The sequence below is a fragment of the Klebsiella sp. RC2 genome, assembly GCF_014192815.1.
In the GTDB taxonomy this organism is placed as follows: domain Bacteria; phylum Pseudomonadota; class Gammaproteobacteria; order Enterobacterales; family Enterobacteriaceae; genus Klebsiella; species Klebsiella variicola.
Genome location: NZ_JACHYL010000002.1, coordinates 285,003 through 303,051 on the forward strand (window position 1 = coordinate 285,003; position 18,049 = coordinate 303,051).

General features: G+C 57.9%; 18 protein-coding genes. 10 read left to right on the top strand and 8 right to left on the bottom strand.

Annotation, left to right across the window (positions count from 1 at the left end):
* Positions 1-51: 51 nt before the first annotated feature.
* Positions 52-567: an outer membrane protein OmpX gene (gene ompX, locus FHW76_RS06225; RefSeq protein WP_008805777.1), complete on the bottom strand. Its 516-nt coding sequence runs from the start codon at positions 565-567 to the stop codon at positions 52-54.
* Positions 568-918: 351 nt separating this feature from the next.
* On the opposite strand from ompX, the gene rhtA reads away from it, so the two are divergent.
* From rhtA to ybiO, 6 genes are all read left to right on the top strand, one after another.
* Complete coding sequence (gene rhtA / locus FHW76_RS06230) at positions 919-1,806, top strand: threonine/homoserine exporter RhtA (protein ID WP_008805776.1); 888 nt, start codon at positions 919-921, stop codon at positions 1,804-1,806.
* Positions 1,807-2,043: 237 nt separating this feature from the next.
* Entirely contained in the window at positions 2,044-2,547 is a 504-nt protein-coding gene (gene dps, locus FHW76_RS06235) for a DNA starvation/stationary phase protection protein Dps (protein WP_002895841.1), read from the top strand.
* A gap of 430 nt (positions 2,548-2,977) precedes the next feature.
* Positions 2,978-3,724 carry a glutamine ABC transporter substrate-binding protein GlnH gene (gene glnH, locus FHW76_RS06240; RefSeq protein ID WP_004886198.1) on the top strand — a complete coding sequence of 249 codons (747 nt, stop codon included), beginning with the start codon at positions 2,978-2,980 and terminating at the stop codon, positions 3,722-3,724.
* A 125-nt stretch (positions 3,725-3,849) separates the two neighbouring features.
* On the top strand, positions 3,850-4,509 hold the full coding sequence (glnP, locus tag FHW76_RS06245) for a glutamine ABC transporter permease GlnP (RefSeq protein ID WP_002895837.1): 660 nt from the start codon (positions 3,850-3,852) through the stop codon (positions 4,507-4,509).
* Positions 4,506-5,228 (top strand): glutamine ABC transporter ATP-binding protein GlnQ, encoded by a 723-nt coding sequence (gene glnQ, locus FHW76_RS06250; RefSeq protein WP_008805775.1) that lies wholly within the window; start codon positions 4,506-4,508, stop codon positions 5,226-5,228. Before glnP ends, glnQ begins: the two co-directional genes overlap by 4 nt.
* Positions 5,229-5,340: 112 nt before the next feature.
* Positions 5,341-7,536, top strand: a complete 2,196-nt coding sequence (gene ybiO, locus FHW76_RS06255; protein ID WP_050887912.1) for a mechanosensitive channel protein — start codon at positions 5,341-5,343, stop codon at positions 7,534-7,536.
* Here the strand turns inward: ybiO and rlmF are convergent, their stop codons facing one another.
* Complete coding sequence (gene rlmF, locus FHW76_RS06260; protein WP_008805773.1) at positions 7,537-8,451, bottom strand: 23S rRNA (adenine(1618)-N(6))-methyltransferase RlmF; 915 nt, start codon at positions 8,449-8,451, stop codon at positions 7,537-7,539. It abuts the gene before it with no gap.
* Positions 8,452-8,547: 96 nt separating this feature from the next.
* Between rlmF and FHW76_RS06265 the strand changes: the two genes are divergently transcribed.
* The 4 genes from FHW76_RS06265 (at position 8,548) to ybiJ (ending at position 10,395) form a co-directional block, all read left to right on the top strand.
* Entirely contained in the window at positions 8,548-9,162 is a 615-nt protein-coding gene (locus FHW76_RS06265) for a flavin reductase family protein (RefSeq protein WP_012968656.1), read from the top strand.
* Positions 9,163-9,301: 139 nt separating this feature from the next.
* The gene (locus FHW76_RS06270) at positions 9,302-9,562 is read left to right on the top strand and encodes a DUF1471 domain-containing protein (RefSeq protein ID WP_012968657.1); all 261 of its coding nucleotides are present in this window, start codon (positions 9,302-9,304) and stop codon (positions 9,560-9,562) included.
* 20 nt (positions 9,563-9,582) lie between these two features.
* A complete protein-coding gene (locus FHW76_RS06275; RefSeq protein WP_002895824.1) occupies positions 9,583-9,849 on the top strand; it encodes a DksA/TraR family C4-type zinc finger protein in 267 nt (88 codons plus the stop codon).
* Between the two features lie 285 nt (positions 9,850-10,134).
* On the top strand, positions 10,135-10,395 hold the full coding sequence (gene ybiJ / locus FHW76_RS06280; protein WP_004176772.1) for a DUF1471 family protein YbiJ: 261 nt from the start codon (positions 10,135-10,137) through the stop codon (positions 10,393-10,395).
* A gap of 108 nt (positions 10,396-10,503) precedes the next feature.
* Here ybiJ and ybiB read toward each other — a convergent pair whose 3' ends face one another.
* The 6 genes from ybiB to FHW76_RS06310 form a co-directional block, all read right to left on the bottom strand.
* A complete protein-coding gene (ybiB, locus tag FHW76_RS06285) occupies positions 10,504-11,472 on the bottom strand; it encodes a DNA-binding protein YbiB (RefSeq protein ID WP_008805768.1) in 969 nt (322 codons plus the stop codon).
* Between the two features lie 29 nt (positions 11,473-11,501).
* Positions 11,502-13,658, bottom strand: a complete 2,157-nt coding sequence (gene dinG / locus FHW76_RS06290) for an ATP-dependent DNA helicase DinG (protein WP_008805767.1) — start codon at positions 13,656-13,658, stop codon at positions 11,502-11,504.
* A gap of 187 nt (positions 13,659-13,845) precedes the next feature.
* Entirely contained in the window at positions 13,846-15,201 is a 1,356-nt protein-coding gene (gene rhlE / locus FHW76_RS06295) for an ATP-dependent RNA helicase RhlE (protein WP_008805766.1), read from the bottom strand.
* Positions 15,202-15,416: 215 nt separating this feature from the next.
* Entirely contained in the window at positions 15,417-16,409 is a 993-nt protein-coding gene (locus FHW76_RS06300; RefSeq protein WP_008805765.1) for a transketolase family protein, read from the bottom strand.
* Positions 16,409-17,254 (bottom strand): transketolase, encoded by an 846-nt coding sequence (locus FHW76_RS06305; RefSeq protein ID WP_008805764.1) that lies wholly within the window; start codon positions 17,252-17,254, stop codon positions 16,409-16,411. Before FHW76_RS06305 ends, FHW76_RS06300 begins: the two co-directional genes overlap by 1 nt.
* 13 nt (positions 17,255-17,267) lie before the next feature.
* The gene (locus FHW76_RS06310; protein ID WP_008805763.1) at positions 17,268-18,017 is read right to left on the bottom strand and encodes an SDR family NAD(P)-dependent oxidoreductase; all 750 of its coding nucleotides are present in this window, start codon (positions 18,015-18,017) and stop codon (positions 17,268-17,270) included.
* Positions 18,018-18,049 lie beyond the last annotated feature (32 nt).

The window sequence follows — 18,049 nt, forward strand, 5'->3', positions numbered from 1 at the left end:
AGGCAAAAAAAATCCGCCCCGAAAGGCGGATTTTTTATATCACCGGAGTGATTAGAAGCGGTAACCCACGCCAGCAATCCAGGTACCGACGTCAACGTTACGAATACGAGACTGCTCGTAGGAGAAGTCCAGAGCAACGTTTTCGATCGGGTTGAACTGCAGACCAGCACCGTAGGAGAAACCGTAGTCGCTCATATCGGATTTCTGGTTCGGGAAGTTGTTGTTCTGGAATTTACCGTAACCAACACCCACTACACCGTAGATGCTTGCCCAGTCGTTCAGACGGTAAGCCGGACCTGCGGTGATGCCGTAGTACTGACCTTTGTTGTAAGTACCGTTGCTGGTGTTATCCTTTTCGGTGTAGGTGAAGGAACCGATAACGCCCAGCGGGTTGTTATCTTGCTCGTAACGGTATTTCAGGTTGAAACCGCCAGCTTTGTTCGCTTTACCCTGCATGTCGCTCTGCGCGTAACCGCCGGTTACGGTAGAAGTTGCAGCAAATGCAGTGGTACCTACGGATGCAGCCAGAACAACGGCCAGTGCTGAAAGACGTGCAATTTTATTCATAACCACCTCAAATGTGTTTCTAATAAGTCCTAAGCCTTAAATATATCAAAAACTTTTGGGAAACTCTTTGGAGTTTACATTGTCTAACATACTTTTTCATGTAACCAAAAGTTTCCATATTTCTATAACAATATGGAAAACAACAATTTTTGGCGTTAACGTACATCTTAACGCTCATTAAGAAATTCGCAAGCATCCAGATTAATCTTAATCACCTGGCGAATTTCTCAGCAATGTGCGCCATTCTACTGTTTTTGCCTCTGTTTTTTTCAACATTAGCTCAACCGTCAGCAGGTTATTCCAGTACACTGGCACTTTTACGACTTTTGACAAAACCTGACAGGAGAAAGGATGCCCGGTCCATCCCGAAAAGCGGCGGCATGGTTGCCGATTCTGGTGATTTTAATCGCCATGACCTCGATTCAGAGCGGCGCATCGCTCGCCAAATCGCTGTTCCCGTTGGTCGGCGCCCCGGGGGTCACCGCCCTGCGCCTGGCGCTCGGGACGCTGATTTTGGTGGTCGTGTTCAAGCCATGGCGGTTACGTTTCTCCCCGGCGCAGCGCGTGCCGCTGCTACTGTACGGCCTGGCGCTCGGCGCGATGAACTATCTCTTTTATTTATCCCTGCAGCGTATTCCGCTCGGCGTGGCGGTAGCCCTGGAGTTTACCGGCCCGCTGGCGGTGGCGCTGTTTGGTTCGCGCCGACCGCTGGATTTTGTCTGGGTGGCGCTGGCGATCCTCGGACTGTGGTATCTCCTGCCGCTGGGGCAGAATGTGGCGCAGGTCGATTTAACCGGCGCGCTCTTTGCCCTGGGCGCCGGCGCCTGCTGGGCGGTCTATATTCTGACCGGGCAGCGCGCCGGTGAAGAGCATGGGCCAGCCACGGTGGCGATGGGGTCGCTCATCGCCTCGCTGGTGTTTGTTCCGTTAGGCATGGCGCAGGCTACGGATACACTGTGGCAATGGTCGCTGCTGCCGATGGGGCTGGGGATTGCTATTCTCTCAACCGCGCTGCCCTACTCTCTCGAAATGATGGCCTTGACGCGCCTGCCGACGCGCACCTTCGGCACGCTGATGAGCCTTGAACCAGCATTAGCCGCCCTTTCCGGTATGGTCTTCCTCGGCGAAACGTTGAAGCTCTCCCAGACCCTGGCGCTGGGCGCGATCATTATCGCCTCGATGGGCGCCACGCTGACCATGCAGCGACAAAGTAAAATCGAGCAAGTCGATATCAATTAACATTCTGTTACGCCGCCGGCCCGTGAGAAATCCGGGCCGTTCAGCTAAATATAACCCTATGATATTTAGCGACTTTCAAAATAACCAACCACTTTGCGCTATCGAAGTGATATGGCCTGCCGATGCCTCACTCTTTGAAACCCTTGCTATACTTAGTCCCGAAGTTACCTGGGACAACGCTCCACATCATTCAGATTTGAAGTGTGACGAGCATCAATATCAAGAGGATATGAAACGATGAGTACCGCAAAACTGGTTAAATCAAAAGCATCTAATCTGGTCTATACCCGCAACGATGTCGCTGACAGCGAAAAGAAAGCGACCATTGAGCTGTTGAATCGCCAGGTGATCCAGTTCATTGACCTGTCACTTATCACCAAGCAGGCACACTGGAATATGCGCGGTGCGAACTTTATCGCCGTGCACGAAATGCTGGATGGCTTCCGTACCGCGCTAACCGAGCACCTGGACACCATGGCGGAGCGCGCCGTGCAGCTGGGCGGCGTCGCACTGGGCACCACTCAGGTCATTAACAGCAAAACGCCGCTGCAGAGCTACCCGCTCGATATCCATCACGTTCAGGATCACCTGAAAGCGCTGGCTGACCGCTATGCCGTCGTCGCTAACGATGTGCGCAAGGCGATCGATGAAGCCAAAGACGAGGATACTGCGGATATTTTCACCGCGGCCTCCCGCGATCTGGATAAATTCCTGTGGTTCATTGAAGCGAATATCGAGTAAGGCTTTGCCGCCGGCCGCAGCGCGGTCGGCGGCGCCTTTACTTTTCTCGCCCACCTTTCTGTTTTCCGTTCTATCCGTTTCCCCTTCTATGCTTTTCGCCCCCCTGCTGGCCATGCACTGTTTTAGGGCGCCAAATTGATGAAAATGCGCGCAAAAGTAAAACAATTGTAATAATCACCTCACACAATCGTTACGTTGAGATTGTTTTCCCATCAGGGTTTGCGCTAAAAATGTGCTCGTTATTCAGCAACTCTATAACGCACCAAAGTGACGCCCCATCATGGTGCAGTGAGTGCCTGTCATGATCGAAATTGTGCAACCGCTCGCGCTTCGTTTGTTGAAAAACAACAGCTTGTAAAAGTGGCACGATTTTTTCATTAGGCTAGTCGTTCTCGCAGGGGATCGTCCCGTGGATATAAAAGGAAATGCTATGAAGTCTGTATTTAAAGTTTCACTGGCTGCACTGACCCTGGCTTTTGCGGTTTCTTCCCATGCCGCCAATAAGACCCTGGTTGTCGCCACCGATACGGCGTTCGTCCCGTTCGAATTTAAGCAAGGCGATAAATATGTCGGGTTTGACGTTGACCTGTGGGCGGCTATCGCCAAAGAGCTGAAGCTCGACTACACCCTGAAGCCAATGGACTTCAGCGGCATTATCCCGGCGCTGCAAACTAAAAATATCGATCTGGCGCTGGCCGGGATCACCATCACCGACGAACGTAAAAAAGCGATCGACTTCTCCGACGGCTACTACAAAAGCGGCCTGCTGGTGATGGTCAACGCCAATAATAACGACATCAAAGATGTGAAAGATCTGAACGGTAAAGTGGTCGCGGTGAAGAGCGGTACCGGCTCCGTTGATTACGCGAAAGCCAATATCAAAACCAAAGATCTGCGTCAGTTCCCGAACATCGATAACGCCTATATGGAACTGGGTACCGGCCGCGCTGATGCCGTGCTGCACGATACGCCAAATATTCTGTACTTCATCAAAACCGCAGGCAACGGCAAGTTCAAAGCGGTAGGCGAATCACTGGAAGCGCAAAACTACGGTATCGCTTTCCCGAAAGGCAGCGACGAGCTGCGTGAGAAAGTGAACGGTGCGCTGAAAACGCTGCGCGAGAATGGTACCTACAACGAAATTTATAAAAAATGGTTCGGCACTGAACCAAAATAATAAGAACACACTTCGCCAGACGCAGCTCCGGCGACATCACAACGGTCTTCCGGCACAGACTCGGCGGGAGACCGTATTTTGGCGGAGGATTTCCTCTGCTCTCGACACGGTAACAGGAACGTATTATGCAGTTTGACTGGAGTGCCATCTGGCCTGCCATTCCGATTTTGCTGGAAGGCGCCAAAATGACGCTGTGGATTTCCGTCCTCGGCCTGGCCGGCGGCCTGATAATCGGTCTGGTGGCCGGTTTCGCCCGCTGCTTCGGCGGCTGGATCGCCAACCACATCGCACTGGTGTTTATTGAAATCATTCGCGGCACCCCGATTGTGGTGCAGGTCATGTTCATCTACTTTGCGCTGCCGATGGCCTTTAGCGACCTGCGCATCGACCCCTTCTCCGCAGCGGTAGTGACCATCATGATTAACTCGGGCGCCTATATCGCGGAAATTACCCGCGGCGCGGTGCTGTCCATTCATAAAGGCTTCCGCGAAGCGGGCCTGGCGCTGGGCCTGTCGCGTCGCGAAACCATTCGCCACGTGATCCTGCCGCTGGCGCTACGCCGCATGCTGCCGCCGCTGGGCAACCAGTGGATTATCAGCATCAAGGATACCTCGCTGTTCATCGTCATCGGCGTCGCCGAACTGACCCGTCAGGGACAGGAGATCATCGCGGGCAACTTCCGCGCCCTGGAAATCTGGAGCGCCGTTGCTGTTATCTACCTGATTATCACCCTGGTCCTGAGCTTTATTCTGCGTCGTCTTGAAAGAAGGATGAAAATCCTGTGATTGAATTTAAAAACGTCTCCAAGCACTTTGGCCCGACCCAGGTGCTGCACGATATCTCCCTGAAAATTAATCAGGGTGAAGTGGTGGTCATTATCGGCCCGTCCGGCTCCGGTAAATCGACGATGCTGCGCTGCATCAATAAACTGGAAGAGATCACCAGCGGCGATCTGATTGTCGATGGCTTAAAGGTCAACGATCCGAAGGTGGACGAACGTCTGATTCGTCAGGAAGCCGGGATGGTGTTCCAGCAGTTTTACCTGTTCCCGCACCTGACGGCGCTGGAAAACGTGATGTTTGGCCCGCTGCGGGTACGTGGCGCCAGCAAGCAGGCGGCAGAGAAGCAGGCGAAAGATCTGCTGGCGAAAGTCGGCCTGGCCGAGCGCGCGCATCACTATCCGTCTGAACTCTCCGGCGGCCAGCAGCAGCGTGTGGCCATTGCCCGCGCGCTGGCGGTGAAGCCAAAGATGATGCTGTTTGATGAACCGACCTCCGCGCTCGACCCGGAACTGCGCCATGAAGTGCTCAAGGTGATGCAGGATCTGGCTGAAGAGGGGATGACGATGGTGATCGTAACCCACGAAATCGGCTTTGCCGAAAAAGTGGCTTCGCGATTGATCTTTATCGACAAAGGACGCATTGCTGAAGACGGCAACCCGCAGGAGCTGGTGAAGAATCCGCCAAGCCCGCGCCTGCGCGAATTCCTGCAGCACGTCGCCTGACCCGCAACGGCTCTCTTCCTCCGCGGAGAGAGCCGCTTTTCCAGATTCCTCTTCCCTCCCCTTCCGCCATCGGCTTCTATACTTACCCGTTTACGTTGCAACGGAGGTGCCTATGCCGTGGATCCTGCTTTTGCTCGCTGCACTGTTTACTGCCCCGCTTTCCGCCGCCGCCCTGCCCAGCGTGCCGACAGCTAACGCCGATAAAACCAGCGCCAGCGAACCCGATGCGGAACAGAAAAGAGCGGCCTACGCCGCGCTGGCTGACGTGCTGGCTAACGACAGCGCCCGTCAGGAGCTCATTGACCAGCTGCGTAAAGCAGCCGCCACGCCGCCGCCAGACAGCACCCCGACGCTGACGCCGCCGGCGGTGAAAGAAGAGACCACGGTGCTGGAGAACGTCACGCAGATCAGCCGGGAATACGGCGAGCAGCTCTCGTCTCGCTTCTCTCAACTGTGGCGCAATATCACCGGCTCACCGCATAAACCTTTTAATTCGCAAACCTTCACCAGCGCGGCCTGGCATTTTTTACTGCTGGCCGGCCTGGTCTTTGCCTTCTGGTGGCTGGTGCGTCTTGCGGCGCTGCCGCTGTATCGCAAAATGGGTGAATGGGGGCGGCATAAAAACCGCGATCGCGGAAACTGGCTCCAGCTGCCCCTGACCATCGCCGGGGCGTTTGTTATCGACCTGCTGCTGCTGGCGCTGACCCTGTTTGTCGGCCAGTTGTTAAGCGATCGCCTGAATGGTAATAACCCCACCATCGCCTTCCAGCAGAGTCTTTTCCTCAACGCCTTCGCGTTGATCGAGTTTTTTAAAGCCATTCTGCGGCTCATTTTCTGCCCGCGCATCCCGGCGCTCCGGCCTTTTAACCTCAGCGACGAAGCCGCGTCATACTGGAGCCTGCGCCTGAGCGCGCTCAGCAGCCTGATTGGCTATGGCCTGATCGTCGCGGTGCCGATTATCTCCAATCAGGTGAATGTTCAGGTTGGCGCGCTGGCTAACGTCGTCATCATGCTGTGCATTACGCTGTGGGCGCTGTACCTGATTTTTCATAACAAGACCTTGATTACGCAGGGGCTAATCCATCTGGCCGACCGTTCGCTCTCCTTCTTTAGCCTGTTTATCCGCGCCTTCGCGCTGGTCTGGCACTGGCTGGCCTGCGCCTACTTTGTGGTGCTCTTTTTCTTCTCCCTGTTCGACCCGGGCAATAGCCTGAAATTCATGATGGGCGCCACCCTGCGCAGCCTGGCCATTATCGGCGGCGCGGCGCTGGTGTCCGGCATCCTGTCGCGCTGGATAGCCAAAACCATCACCCTGTCACCCGCCACCCAGCGCAATTATCCTGAGCTGCAAAAGCGGCTGAATGGCTGGATCTCCGCCTCGCTGAAGGCCGCGCGCATTCTCACCGTCTGCGTCGCCGTCATGCTGCTGCTGAGCGCCTGGGGCCTGTTTGACTTCCGCGAATGGCTGCATAACGATGCCGGGCAAAAAACGGTGGATGTGCTGATCCGCATCGCCCTCATCCTCTTCTTCTCTGCCATCGGCTGGACGGTGCTGGCCAGCCTGATCGAAAACCGGCTGGCCTCGGATATCCATGGTCGCCCGCTGCCCAGCGCGCGGGCCCGAACGCTGCTGACCCTGTTTCGCAACGCGCTGGCGGTGGTGATCAGCACCATCACGGTGATGATCCTGCTTTCGGAGATTGGGGTTAACATTGCGCCGCTGCTGGCGGGCGCCGGGGCGTTAGGGCTGGCGATTTCGTTTGGCGCGCAAACGCTGGTTAAAGATATTATCACCGGCATATTTATCCAGTTTGAGAACGGGATGAATACCGGCGACCTGGTCACCATCGGCCCTTTGACCGGCACCGTGGAACGAATGTCGATTCGCTCCGTGGGGGTACGGCAGGATACCGGCGCCTATCACATTATTCCCTGGTCCTCGATCACCACTTTTGCCAACTTCGTGCGCGGCATTGGCTCGGTAGTCGCCAACTATGATGTCGACCGTCATGAGGATCTGGATAAAGCCAGCCAGGCGCTGAAGGCGGCGGTGGACGATCTGCTGGCCCAGGAGGAGATCCGCGGCCTGATCATTGGCGAACCGTCGTTCGCCGGGCTGGTGGGGCTGAGCAATACCGCCTTTACGCTACGCGTCAGCTTCACCACCCTGCCGCTGAAGCAGTGGACGGTGCGCTTTGCCCTCGACACTCAGGTGAAAAAGCACTTCGATCGCGCCGGGGTTCGCGCCCCGGTACAGACCTGGCAACAGCTGCCGATGCCGGGCTCAGACAGCCCGGCCGCCGAGTAGTTAGAACGGACGGCGGCGTTTGGCGTCGTCCATAAAGCTCCAGGCGATAAAGCGGCTCTGCTTTTGACCCTGGGCCATCTCTTTTTTCACCACTTTCACGGCCCCAACCTCGGTCAGCAGGCGGTAGAGCGGCGGCAGATTGTCGCCGCGCGACACCAGCGAGGTAAACCATTTAACCTGGCGGGCGAAGGCCTGACTTTCGCGGATCATCTGCGAGATAAAGGCCACTTCGCCTCCTTCGCACCACAGCTCCTGCTGCTGACCGCCAAAGTTAAGCGCGCTGTCGGCGCCGAGTCCGAGATTGCGGCGCTTGCGCTCACCGCCCGCCCGGGCGCTCTCTGCGGAGTCATGGAACGGCGGATTACACAGCGTGGCGTCATAGGTCTCGTTTTTGTGGATCACGCCGTGGAAGATGGCCTGGCTCTCTTTTTGCCGACGCAGACGGATCTGCCGGGTCAATCCGGGGTTGCCATTGACAATCGCCTGCGCGCTGGCGAAGGCTTCCGGGCTGATTTCGCTGCCGGTAAAGCGCCAGCCGTACTCGTGAACGCCGATCAGGGGATAGATGAGGTTGGCACCCGTACCAATATCAAGGATCGTGGCTTGCTTCGGCACCTCGCCACTATCCTGCGCCAGCAGATCCGCCAGATGATGAATATAATCGGCACGCCCGGGCACCGGCGGACAGAGAAAACCGTCAGGAATGTCCCAGTGTTTGACCGCGTAGAAATGCGCCAGCAGCGCTTTATTCAACGCCTTTACTGCCTGCGGATTGGCAAAATCAATGGTCTGCTCACCCAGCGGATTGAGCGTAATGTATCCCTGCAGGTCAGGATGTGCCTGGCAGAGCGCAGGCAGGTCGTAGCGTTGATGGTGGCGGTTACGCGGGTGTAACCCCGGTTTCTGGGCTTTCATGACAATCTCCTTTGAACAGCCGCGTAAGATACCCGTTGACGGCGGCGCGGTAAATAAGGGAGTCTGGATATCTCCTTTATCCGTGACAGGTGCAGCATGTACTTTTATCAACCTTCGCAGGGCCACGGCCTGCCGCACGACCCGCTGAACGCGATAATCGGGCCTCGCCCGATAGGCTGGATCGCCTCGCAGGACGCCGAGGGCCAGCGAAATCTGGCGCCATACAGCTTTTTTAACTGCTTTAACTATCGCCCGCCGATCATTGGTTTCGCCAGCAGCGGCTGGAAAGACAGCGTGCGAAATATCGTCGAAACAAAGGAGTTCGTCTGGAACCTGGCGACGCGACCGCTGGCCGTGGCGATGAATGAAACGTCTGCCTCGATCCCGCACCATGAGGACGAGTTCGTGCGCGCCGGTCTCACCGCCGCCGCCAGCCGCCTGGTCAGCGCCCCCCGGGTCGCGGAGAGTCCGGTGAACTTTGAGTGCCGTCTGTCGCAATGTATTCAACTCACCACCGCCGACGGTAACCCTGTTGATACGTGGCTGGTGCTCGGCGAAGTGGTCGCCGTGCATATTGATGAATCACTGCTGGACAACGGCATCTATCAAACCGCCCGCGCCCAGCCGATCCTGCGCGCCGGAGGTCCGAGCGCCTATTACAGTATTGATGATAGTCTGCGTTTTGACATGATCCGCCCTGACGCCCGCTAAATAATCTACCGGCCAGAGTACCGCTGCCCTGCGCCGGTAGCCTACAAAACGCCTTGTTTTGCATTAAAAATCCCCTATCGCACGGTCTGGAAAGACCTACACTTAAGCTATGTCCCATGCTGTTTATGAGGATATGCTGATGAAAATCATCTCGCTGCTATTCGCCGCTGCGCTCACCGCTCATGCCGCCGCAGCCTCTCCCCTGCCACCGACACCCGTACTGCCCTATGCCGGGCCGCTCCGCCCTGTCGGCACCGTCTCCGCCTCCGGTGCCAGCACCCTTGATGATCTGGTGGCCGCCCTCGCGGATAAGGCCCACCGCCAGGGGGCGATAGCCTGGCGGGTCAATGCCGCCAGCAGCGGTAACCGACTGCACGGTTCAGCTATAATTTATCAATAACCTTTCACAGGAGGCAGACGATGGCATCAGGTTGGGCAGGCGATGGGGCCGTTCAGGATCAGATCGACAGCACCATTGACGATGCGGTGGCTCGCGCGCGCCGCGAGCTTCCGCGCGGCGAAAGCAACAAATTTTGTGATGAATGTGGGGAGCCGATTCCGGAGGCCCGTCGACAGGCCATCCCAGGGGTCAGATATTGCGTGAAGTGCCAGCAGGAGAAAGATTTACATAACAATACATTTTCAGGATATAATCGCCGCGGATCCAAGGATAGCCAGCTACGCTGACTTTCCTTTACCGTTCATGACAGCCTTTCGCATTATCTTTTCGCGCACATTTTTTGGCGGAAAAAGTCGCAATATGTGCCCTTAAACGCGTCGGTCTTCCTCGCTACGCTTCGTGACGAAAAGAATGAGAAATAATTTATTAATAATCAGTAAATTATTAATCATTCAAAAAATTCGATGAAGACTGTGAATTTCCTTCGATTTTATCTCCCGCAAAAAAGCGTGATACTTATCACATCGACGGAACATCGTCCCCTGAACAGAACAACCTGCGAGAGATTAACTATGAAAAACATCAAATATGCTGCCGCTGCCATCGCTCTGACCGCCCTTTCCTTCGGCGCCTTTGCCGCCGAACCGGTCACCCCCGCTCAGGCTGAAAGCATGAATAAAATCGGTGTGGTGTCTGCGCAAGGCGCAACCACTTTAGATGGTCTGGAAGCAAAACTGGCTGCTAAAGCCGAAGCCGCTGGCGCGACCGGCTACAGCATTACTTCCGCTAACACCAACAACAAACTGAGCGGTACTGCGGTTATCTATAAATAATCGCTGTTCCCTCTGTAAGCCACTGAATTAACCCTGAAAAGACCTTTAATACCCTTGCCTTGCCCGTCCGAGCCACCGGACGGGCTTTTTTTTATCCTGCAGATCCGATCACCAGCAGTCGTTGACGCGGCTGAGGCCCTGCTCCAGGGTGGTGACTTCCCCGCTGGCCAGCAGACAACAGGCAAGCTGAATTTTCAACGAGTGGGGCACCGGTTCGACGCCGGCGACGCAGCGCTCGATCCAGCGCGCCGTGACCTCGGGATCTTTCGAGGCCGGCAGGACCACCGCCTCCGCTGCCGTCTCAGTCTGGCGTTCGTACAGCACCCGCACGCCCTGCTCATCGATCAGGCTGATCTGCGGGCAGCGCTGCGGGTTGGCATACACTTCGCCCTCGGTACCGTGCATCAACAGCGCGCGGCCACCGGTCTCACGAAAGAAGTTCGCCACCCGCGGAACATATTCCGGATGCGACACGCTGGAGAGACGCAATGCCTCCGCTTCGCCAAACGGTGTAGCCAGCTTGGCCAGGGTATGGGCGCTGTTGCGCACGCCCATCCGCCAGCGCATCGCCAGCTGTTTCTCCAGCGGCGGACAGAAAGCCCCCACCGGGATATACACCGGTTCATGGCCCTCCAGCTGCGCCTGAGCCTGTCCGGCGTGCCGGGTGGCCGGAATATCCAGCAGGGTAAAAATGGTCTCGGTCAGCACCCGGGTGGGATCGTGACTGACGCCGTGAACCACCACCGGAAACCCCAGCTTGTGCAGAAGCATCGCCAGCAGCGGCGTCAGGTTCGCCTGCTTGCGCGCGCCGTTGTAGCTGGGGATGACAATCGGCATCGGCTTGCCGGCCGGCGGGGTCAGGCGCAGCGTATGCTGCTGCATCGCCGCGTAAAACCCTTTCATCTCCGCTTCGCCTTCGCCTTTGATGCGCAGGGCGATTAATATTCCCCCCAGCTCCAGCTCCGGCACCTCGCCGTCCAGCATCCGTGCATAGAGCGCACGGGCGGTCTCTTCATCGAGGTCGCGGGCATGATTCTTACCGCGACCCACCTCTTTTATAATTTTGCTGTACTCCATGGCTCCCCCTGGTGCATCACGCGCCGGCGTCAGCGACGTTTGCGGCCTGACTGTTTTGCTGTCTGTTTTGCTTTCCGTTTTACTATAACCTCCGGGACGCCCGGCTGCTCTATGGGAAAAACAGGTAACGCGTTCAGTAGACGCGCGCCATAGTTTTTGGTCAACAGACGCTTATCGTAAATCACCACCTCTCCCCAGCAGTGATGGCTGCGGATCAGACGCCCCACCTGCTGAATAAGATTAAAGGAGGCGCTGGGCAAACTCTGTACCTCGAAAGGGTAACGATTAAGGCTTTTCAGCCATTCGCCTTCGGTGATCACCACCGGGCTGTCGATGGGCGGAAAGGCGATTTTATGGATATGTACCTGGCTTAGCAGATCGCCCTTTAAATCCAGCCCTTCGGCAAAGGACTGCAGACCCACCAGCACGCTGCGCTCGCCGCTTTCCACCCGTTTGCGATGCAGCTCCACCAGCCGATAGCGCGGCTGGTCGCCCTGCACCAGCAGCATCAGGCGCAGATCGGTCACATGCTCCAGGAAGCGGTTCATCGCCCGCCCGCTGGCAAACAGCACCAGCATCCCGAGATGTTTCTTGCTCTCTACCTGCTGGCGAAAATAGGCCGCCATCTCGGCAATGTGCTGCTCTTCGTTATCCATCAGCGGTTCATAGCGCATTTGAGGAATAATAATTTTCCCCTGCTCCACGTGGTTGAACGGCGAATCCAGCGCCACGAAGCGGTCACCCGCTTTCTCCTTCAGACCACTCATCTCCTGCAGGCGCGAGAAGCTGTTTAGCGAGCGCAGCGTCGCTGACGTCACGACGATATGCGGTACGCTGCGCCACAGCAGCCGTTCCAGCTGATCGCTGACGCGGATGCCGACACAGTGGAACCAGACATGGATCTGGCCGTCGCGCACCACTCGCGTCGCCCATTTGGTTACCGGCGCGCCTGAGGATTGCGCCAGCGACGCCAGGCGCCATAGCTTGCTTTGGCTTTCAAACATGCCGAGCGCGCGGTTCATCTGCAGCAGCACCCGATGCAGGCGCACCACGTCATGGCTGCCGGTCTTTTCGCTGAGATCGTTAAGAAACAGCTCCGCCAGCCCGCGCAGCATCTCGGTGAGCTTCGCCAGCCGCTGGCAGATCTCCATCACCTCCTGCGGCAGTTCGCCCATCGGGAAGCGATGCTCCGCTTCCTGACCGGCGGGCATGTAGAGATTGAGAATATTATTCAACGACGCAATCAGCTCGAACAGCTCTTCGCAATGGCCGGTGAGCCGCTCCGGATTGGCCAGCGGCGGTGTGGTTTTCGGACGAAACTGCTCCATGCAGGTGGCGACCAGCTTGCAGAACAGATCCAGCTGCAGGCGAAACCAGGGGGCGGTGATCTCAGCGCTCATCTCCAGCGCGTCGCGGGCGACGTCCGGCAGATGATGGCCTTCATCGAGGACCAACAGCAGGTTTTTCGGCTCCGGCAGCACTGCCTCGCTCTCCATCGCCGCCATCACCAGCGCATGGTTGGCCACCACCACTTCCGCCTCCTGAATTTCCCGCCGTGCCACGAAGAACGGGCACTCGCGATAGTAGTGGCAGTTGCGGTTCAGGCAGCTGGCCTTATCGGTGCTCAGCCGGCTCCACAGCGCGTCATCGATGGCTTTATCGGTATGATCGCGCAGGCCGTCCCAGCGGTAGCTGTCGAGGTCCTGCTTCAGGGTCGCACACAGCTTCTGCTCGGCCTGGTTGTTCGGGGTGAGATCGTCATCGAGGAAGGCCAGCAGATCCTGCTGCGACGGCTCGGTGCTGGCCAGCGCCGTCAGGTTACGCGGACAGACGTAGCGCCCACGACCGAAGGCGGCGGTAAAGCGCAGGTCGGGAATAATTTTACGCAGCAGCGGCAGGTCTTTACTGTAGATTTGATCCTGCAGGGCGACGTTGGCGGTGCTGACCACCAGCGTTTTTTGTTCCTCCCGGGCGATGGCGATGCCCGGGATCAGGTATGACAGCGTTTTACCGACGCCGGTCGGCGCTTCGATAGCCAGATGCCTGCCCTCTTCCCCGGCGAGGGTTTTCGCCACATCGGCGATCATCTGCCGCTGCGGGGGGCGGGGAATAAAGTCCGGGATCTGTTCCTGAAGCGCCTTATACCAGGCGGCGATTTGCGCTTTCAGCGCAGCGGTCAAAGCCATGAGAAAACCTGAATACTGTATAAACAGCCACTATTGTGCCATTTTTGCCCGCCTGGAGGTATTGCTTTCTGCTGAGTGTGGAAGCGTGCTCGACAAATAGTGTAATGGAAAGAAAAAGGCCCGCCGCCGCGTAGCGGACAGACGGGCCTGAGCCGGGCCGCGTTATCGCGGCCGGGGCATCAGCGTGTTATTCGCCAGCCGGTTTACGCGGACGACGGCGGCGCGGCGGTTTGCCGTCCTGCGTACGCGCTTTCGGCGCCTCGCCGTCCTGACGGCGCGGGGCGCTGTTCTGGCTGCGCGGCTGTCCGCTGCGTCCCTGACCCTGGCCACCGCGTCCCTGACCTTGCCCACGACCGCCGCCGCGCTGCTGGCGACCGTTCTGGATAGGTTCGGCTTTAATGGACGGATCCGGCTCATAGCCGGCAATCGCGATGCGCGGGATCTCTTTTTTCAGCAGGCGCTCGATATCGCGCAGCAGCTTATGCTCATCCACACACACCAGCGACAAGGCTTCACCGGTGGCCGCCGCGCGACCGGTACGGCCGATACGGTGGACGTAATCTTCCGGTACGTTCGGCAGCTCGTAGTTCACCACGTGCGGCAGCTCTTCGATATCCAGACCACGGGCGGCGATATCGGTCGCCACCAGCACGCGAATGCCGCCGGATTTAAAGTCGGCCAGCGCGCGGGTACGCGCTCCCTGGCTCTTGTTGCCATGGATCGCCGCGCTGCGGATGCCGTCTTTATTAAGCTGCTCCGCGAGGTGGTTGGCGCCATGCTTGGTGCGGGTAAACACCAGCACCTGCTGCCAGTTGCCTTCGCCGATCAGCTGCGACAACAGTTCGCGCTTGCGGTTCTTATCAACGAAATGGACGTGCTGGGTGATCTGCTCGGACGCGGTGTTGCGACGCGCCACTTCCACTTCCAGCGGGTTGTGCAGCAGTTTCTCGGCCAGGCCCTTGATCTCGTCGGAGAAGGTCGCCGAGAACAGCAGGTTCTGTCGACGCGCCGGCAGTTTAGCCAGTACGCGACGGATGTCATGGATAAAGCCCATATCCAGCATGCGGTCCGCTTCGTCCAGCACAAGGATTTCCACGCTATCAAGGCTGACCGCGTTCTGATGTTCGAGGTCCAGCAGACGGCCCGGGGTGGCAACGAGGATGTCGACGCCACCGCGCAGCTTCATCATCTGCGGGTTGATGCTCACGCCGCCGAATACCACCAGCGAGCGAATATTCAGGTACTTGCTGTAATCGCGGACGTTCTCGCCCACCTGCGCCGCCAGCTCACGGGTCGGGGTCAGGATCAGCGCGCGTACCGGACGGCGACCCTTTGCGTGCGGCTCTTTGTCAATCAGGCGCTGCAGCAGCGGCAGGGTAAAGCCCGCCGTCTTACCGGTACCGGTCTGGGCGCTGGCCATCAGGTCGCGCCCCTGCATTACTGCCGGGATCGCCTGCTGTTGGATAGGGGTCGGCTCAACGTAGCCCTGCTCAGCGACAGCGCGCAGGATATCGGGATTCAGGCCAAGGGAATCAAAAGACATAACAACTCCGAACCGCCCCGGCCCGGTGAAGGGCGTAGTTTTCAGGGAGATTATTGCGATAAGAGATGGCAAAAACCACAATGCCATGAAGGGGCGCAGTCTAGCAGATTTTGTGACAGGCCGCATAAAATCTGCAAAAGAATACCGCGCCTGGCTGGCGGGCATGAGAAGGCCGCTGAGCGAGCTCAGCGGCCTGGTGCGTCATGGCAAAGCGATTAACGCAGACGATACTTAAGTTTTTCAACGATCTTCGCGGTGGAGATGCCGTAGCGATCGTGAAGGGTCGGCAGCGCGCCGGCTAACAGGAACGCGTCGGGCAGCCCCACAGTATCCAGCTCACAGCGCACACCCTTACGCATCAACAGCGCGGCCACCGCCTCCCCCAGGCCGCCGACCGCGGTGTGGTTTTCCGCAGTCACCACCAGACGACCTGGCTTCGACGCCTGTTCAATAATCGCTTTTTCATCCAGCGGTTTGATGGTCGGCACGTGCAGGACCGCCACGCTGATGTTATCGGCCCGCAGCTTTTCAACCGCCTCCAGCGCGCGCATGGTCATCAGCCCGGAGGAGATGATCAGCACATCGTTGCCGTCCTCCAGCAGCTTTGCTTTACCCAGTTCGAACTGATAGTCGTATTTATCCAGCACCAGCGGCACCTTACCGCGCAGCAGGCGCATATACACCGGCCCCTGGTGATCGGCAATGGCCGGCACCGCCTGCTCTATCTCCAGCGCATCGCAAGGATCGACGATGACCATGCCGGGGATACCGCGCATAATCGCCAGATCTTCAGTGGCCTGATGGCTGGGGCCATAACCGGTCGTCAGGCCCGGCAGCGCCGCGCAGATCTTCACGTTCAGATGCTCTTCGGCGATGACCTGATGAATAAAATCATAGGCGCGACGGGTTGCAAAGGCGGCATAGGTGGTGGCGAAAGGAATAAATCCCTCCTTCGCCATTCCCCCCGCCGCCGCCATCAGCAGCTGCTCGGCCATGCCCATCTGGAAGAAACGATCCGGGAAGGCCTGGGCGAAAATATGCAGATCGGTATATTTTGACAGGTCCGCGGTCATGCCGACGATTTCCGGACGCTGCGCCGCCAGTTTTGACAGCGCGACGCCGAAGGGCGCAGAGATGGTCGCCTGGCCTTCATCGGCAATCGAGGCGATCATCGCCGACGTTTTTAAACGGGGTTGACTCTGGCTCATTACAGCACTCCTTCTGGTTTGTTAGCGTCCAGCACCGCAATCGCTTTTTGCCATTCGTCGGCATCGACGCGAATAAAATGGTTTTTATCGCGGGTTTCGAGGAACGGCACCCCTTTGCCCATCAGCGTGTCGCATAAAATGACCCGCGGCTGGTTGCCGGAATAACTTTTCGCGTTGTCAAAAGCGGCCATCACCGCCGGCAGATCGTTACCGTCCACGCGCTGTACGTACCAGCCGAAGGCGGCCCATTTATCCTGCAGCGGCTCAAAGCCGAGGATTTTGCGCGAATCACCGTCCGCCTGCTGTTTGTTGACGTCGACCAGGTTAATCAGGTTGCTCAGGCCATAGTGAGCCGCCGACATCGCCGCTTCCCAGGTCGACCCTTCGTCCAGCTCCCCATCGGACATGGAGTTATAGACCCAGGCCGTGCTCTGTTTCTGCCGCAGCCCAAGCGCCATGCCGACGGCAATGGACAGCCCCTGTCCCAGCGAACCGCCGGACATCTCCATGCCTGGGGTGTAGGTCGCCATGCCGGACATCGGCAGGCGGCTGTCGTCGGAGCCGTAAGTTTCCAGCTCGACTTCCGGGATAATGCCCGCCTCCAGCAGCGCGGCATAATAAGCGATAGCGTAATGGCCATGAGAGAGCAGGAAGCGATCGCGCCCCTCCCACTCGGGATCTTCCGGACGATAGGTCATGGCGTGGCTGAAGGCGGTGGCCAGCACATCGGCATAGCCCAGCGCCTGGCCGATATAGCCCTGCCCCTGCACTTCCCCCATTTGCAGGGCGTAACGGCGAATACGCCATGCCGCCGCGGCGACTTTTTGTGATTCGGTCATCTTCATCTGTTTGCCTCGCTTAGTGAATTAACATGCCGCCGTTAACGTCCAGGGTGATACCGGTGGAGTAGGAAGAGAGGTCGCTGCCGAGGAACAGCGCGGCGCGCGCGATGTCTACCGCGTCGCCGAGGCGATTCATCGGGATCCCGGCAAGAATGTTGGCCGTCATGTCGTCGGTCAGCTTGCCGGCGGTAATGTCGGTCTGAATCAGCCCCGGGGTGATGCAGTTAACGCGGACGTTATCCGGGCCAAGCTCGCGCGCCATCGCCCGCGCCAGACCCAGCACCCCGGCTTTTGCCGCGCTGTAGTGCGGGCCGCCGAAGATACCGCCGCCGCGCTGGGCGGAAACGGACGAGATGCAGACGATGCTGCCGGATTTTTGCGCCCGCATGGTGGGAATAACCGCCTGCGACATCAGCAGCGTACCGCGCAGGCTGACATCAAGTACCGCGTCATAGTTGGCGCGCTTGATCTCCATCAGCTTCAGCGGCTGGGTAATCCCGGCGTTATTCACCAGCACATCAACCCGGCCATATTTCGCCAGAATTTGTTCGATGGCCGCCTGTACCTGCACTTCATCAGCGACGTTCGCCGCCAGGCCGAGATGGCCTTCGCCTAATGCCGCCGCCGCGGTTTTGCTGGCTTCACCATTGAGGTCGATAATGACCACTTTCGCGCCGTTGTCGGCGAATAATTTCGCGGTGGCGAAACCCAAACCGCGAGCGGAGGCCGCGCCAGTAATAATGGCGACTTTATCTTTTAATAACATAGTTTCACTCCATGACATTACGTCATATTAAT

Excerpts from the sequence above, each read along its gene's own strand:
- ompX (WP_008805777.1), bottom strand. The coding sequence starts at position 567 with ATGAATAAAATTGCACGTCTTTCAGCACTGGCCGTTGTTCTGGCTGCA.
- rhtA (WP_008805776.1), top strand. The coding sequence starts at position 919 with ATGCCCGGTCCATCCCGAAAAGCGGCGGCATGGTTGCCGATTCTGGTG.
- dps (WP_002895841.1), top strand. The coding sequence starts at position 2,044 with ATGAGTACCGCAAAACTGGTTAAATCAAAAGCATCTAATCTGGTCTAT.
- glnH (WP_004886198.1), top strand. The coding sequence starts at position 2,978 with ATGAAGTCTGTATTTAAAGTTTCACTGGCTGCACTGACCCTGGCTTTT.
- glnP (WP_002895837.1), top strand. The coding sequence starts at position 3,850 with ATGCAGTTTGACTGGAGTGCCATCTGGCCTGCCATTCCGATTTTGCTG.
- ybiO (WP_050887912.1), top strand. The coding sequence starts at position 5,341 with ATGCCGTGGATCCTGCTTTTGCTCGCTGCACTGTTTACTGCCCCGCTT.
- rlmF (WP_008805773.1), bottom strand. The coding sequence starts at position 8,451 with ATGAAAGCCCAGAAACCGGGGTTACACCCGCGTAACCGCCACCATCAA.
- FHW76_RS06265 (WP_012968656.1), top strand. The coding sequence starts at position 8,548 with ATGTACTTTTATCAACCTTCGCAGGGCCACGGCCTGCCGCACGACCCG.
- FHW76_RS06270 (WP_012968657.1), top strand. The coding sequence starts at position 9,302 with ATGAAAATCATCTCGCTGCTATTCGCCGCTGCGCTCACCGCTCATGCC.
- FHW76_RS06275 (WP_002895824.1), top strand. The coding sequence starts at position 9,583 with ATGGCATCAGGTTGGGCAGGCGATGGGGCCGTTCAGGATCAGATCGAC.
- ybiJ (WP_004176772.1), top strand. The coding sequence starts at position 10,135 with ATGAAAAACATCAAATATGCTGCCGCTGCCATCGCTCTGACCGCCCTT.
- ybiB (WP_008805768.1), bottom strand. The coding sequence starts at position 11,472 with ATGGAGTACAGCAAAATTATAAAAGAGGTGGGTCGCGGTAAGAATCAT.
- dinG (WP_008805767.1), bottom strand. The coding sequence starts at position 13,658 with ATGGCTTTGACCGCTGCGCTGAAAGCGCAAATCGCCGCCTGGTATAAG.
- rhlE (WP_008805766.1), bottom strand. The coding sequence starts at position 15,201 with ATGTCTTTTGATTCCCTTGGCCTGAATCCCGATATCCTGCGCGCTGTC.
- FHW76_RS06300 (WP_008805765.1), bottom strand. The coding sequence starts at position 16,409 with ATGAGCCAGAGTCAACCCCGTTTAAAAACGTCGGCGATGATCGCCTCG.
- FHW76_RS06305 (WP_008805764.1), bottom strand. The coding sequence starts at position 17,254 with ATGAAGATGACCGAATCACAAAAAGTCGCCGCGGCGGCATGGCGTATT.
- FHW76_RS06310 (WP_008805763.1), bottom strand. The coding sequence starts at position 18,017 with ATGTTATTAAAAGATAAAGTCGCCATTATTACTGGCGCGGCCTCCGCT.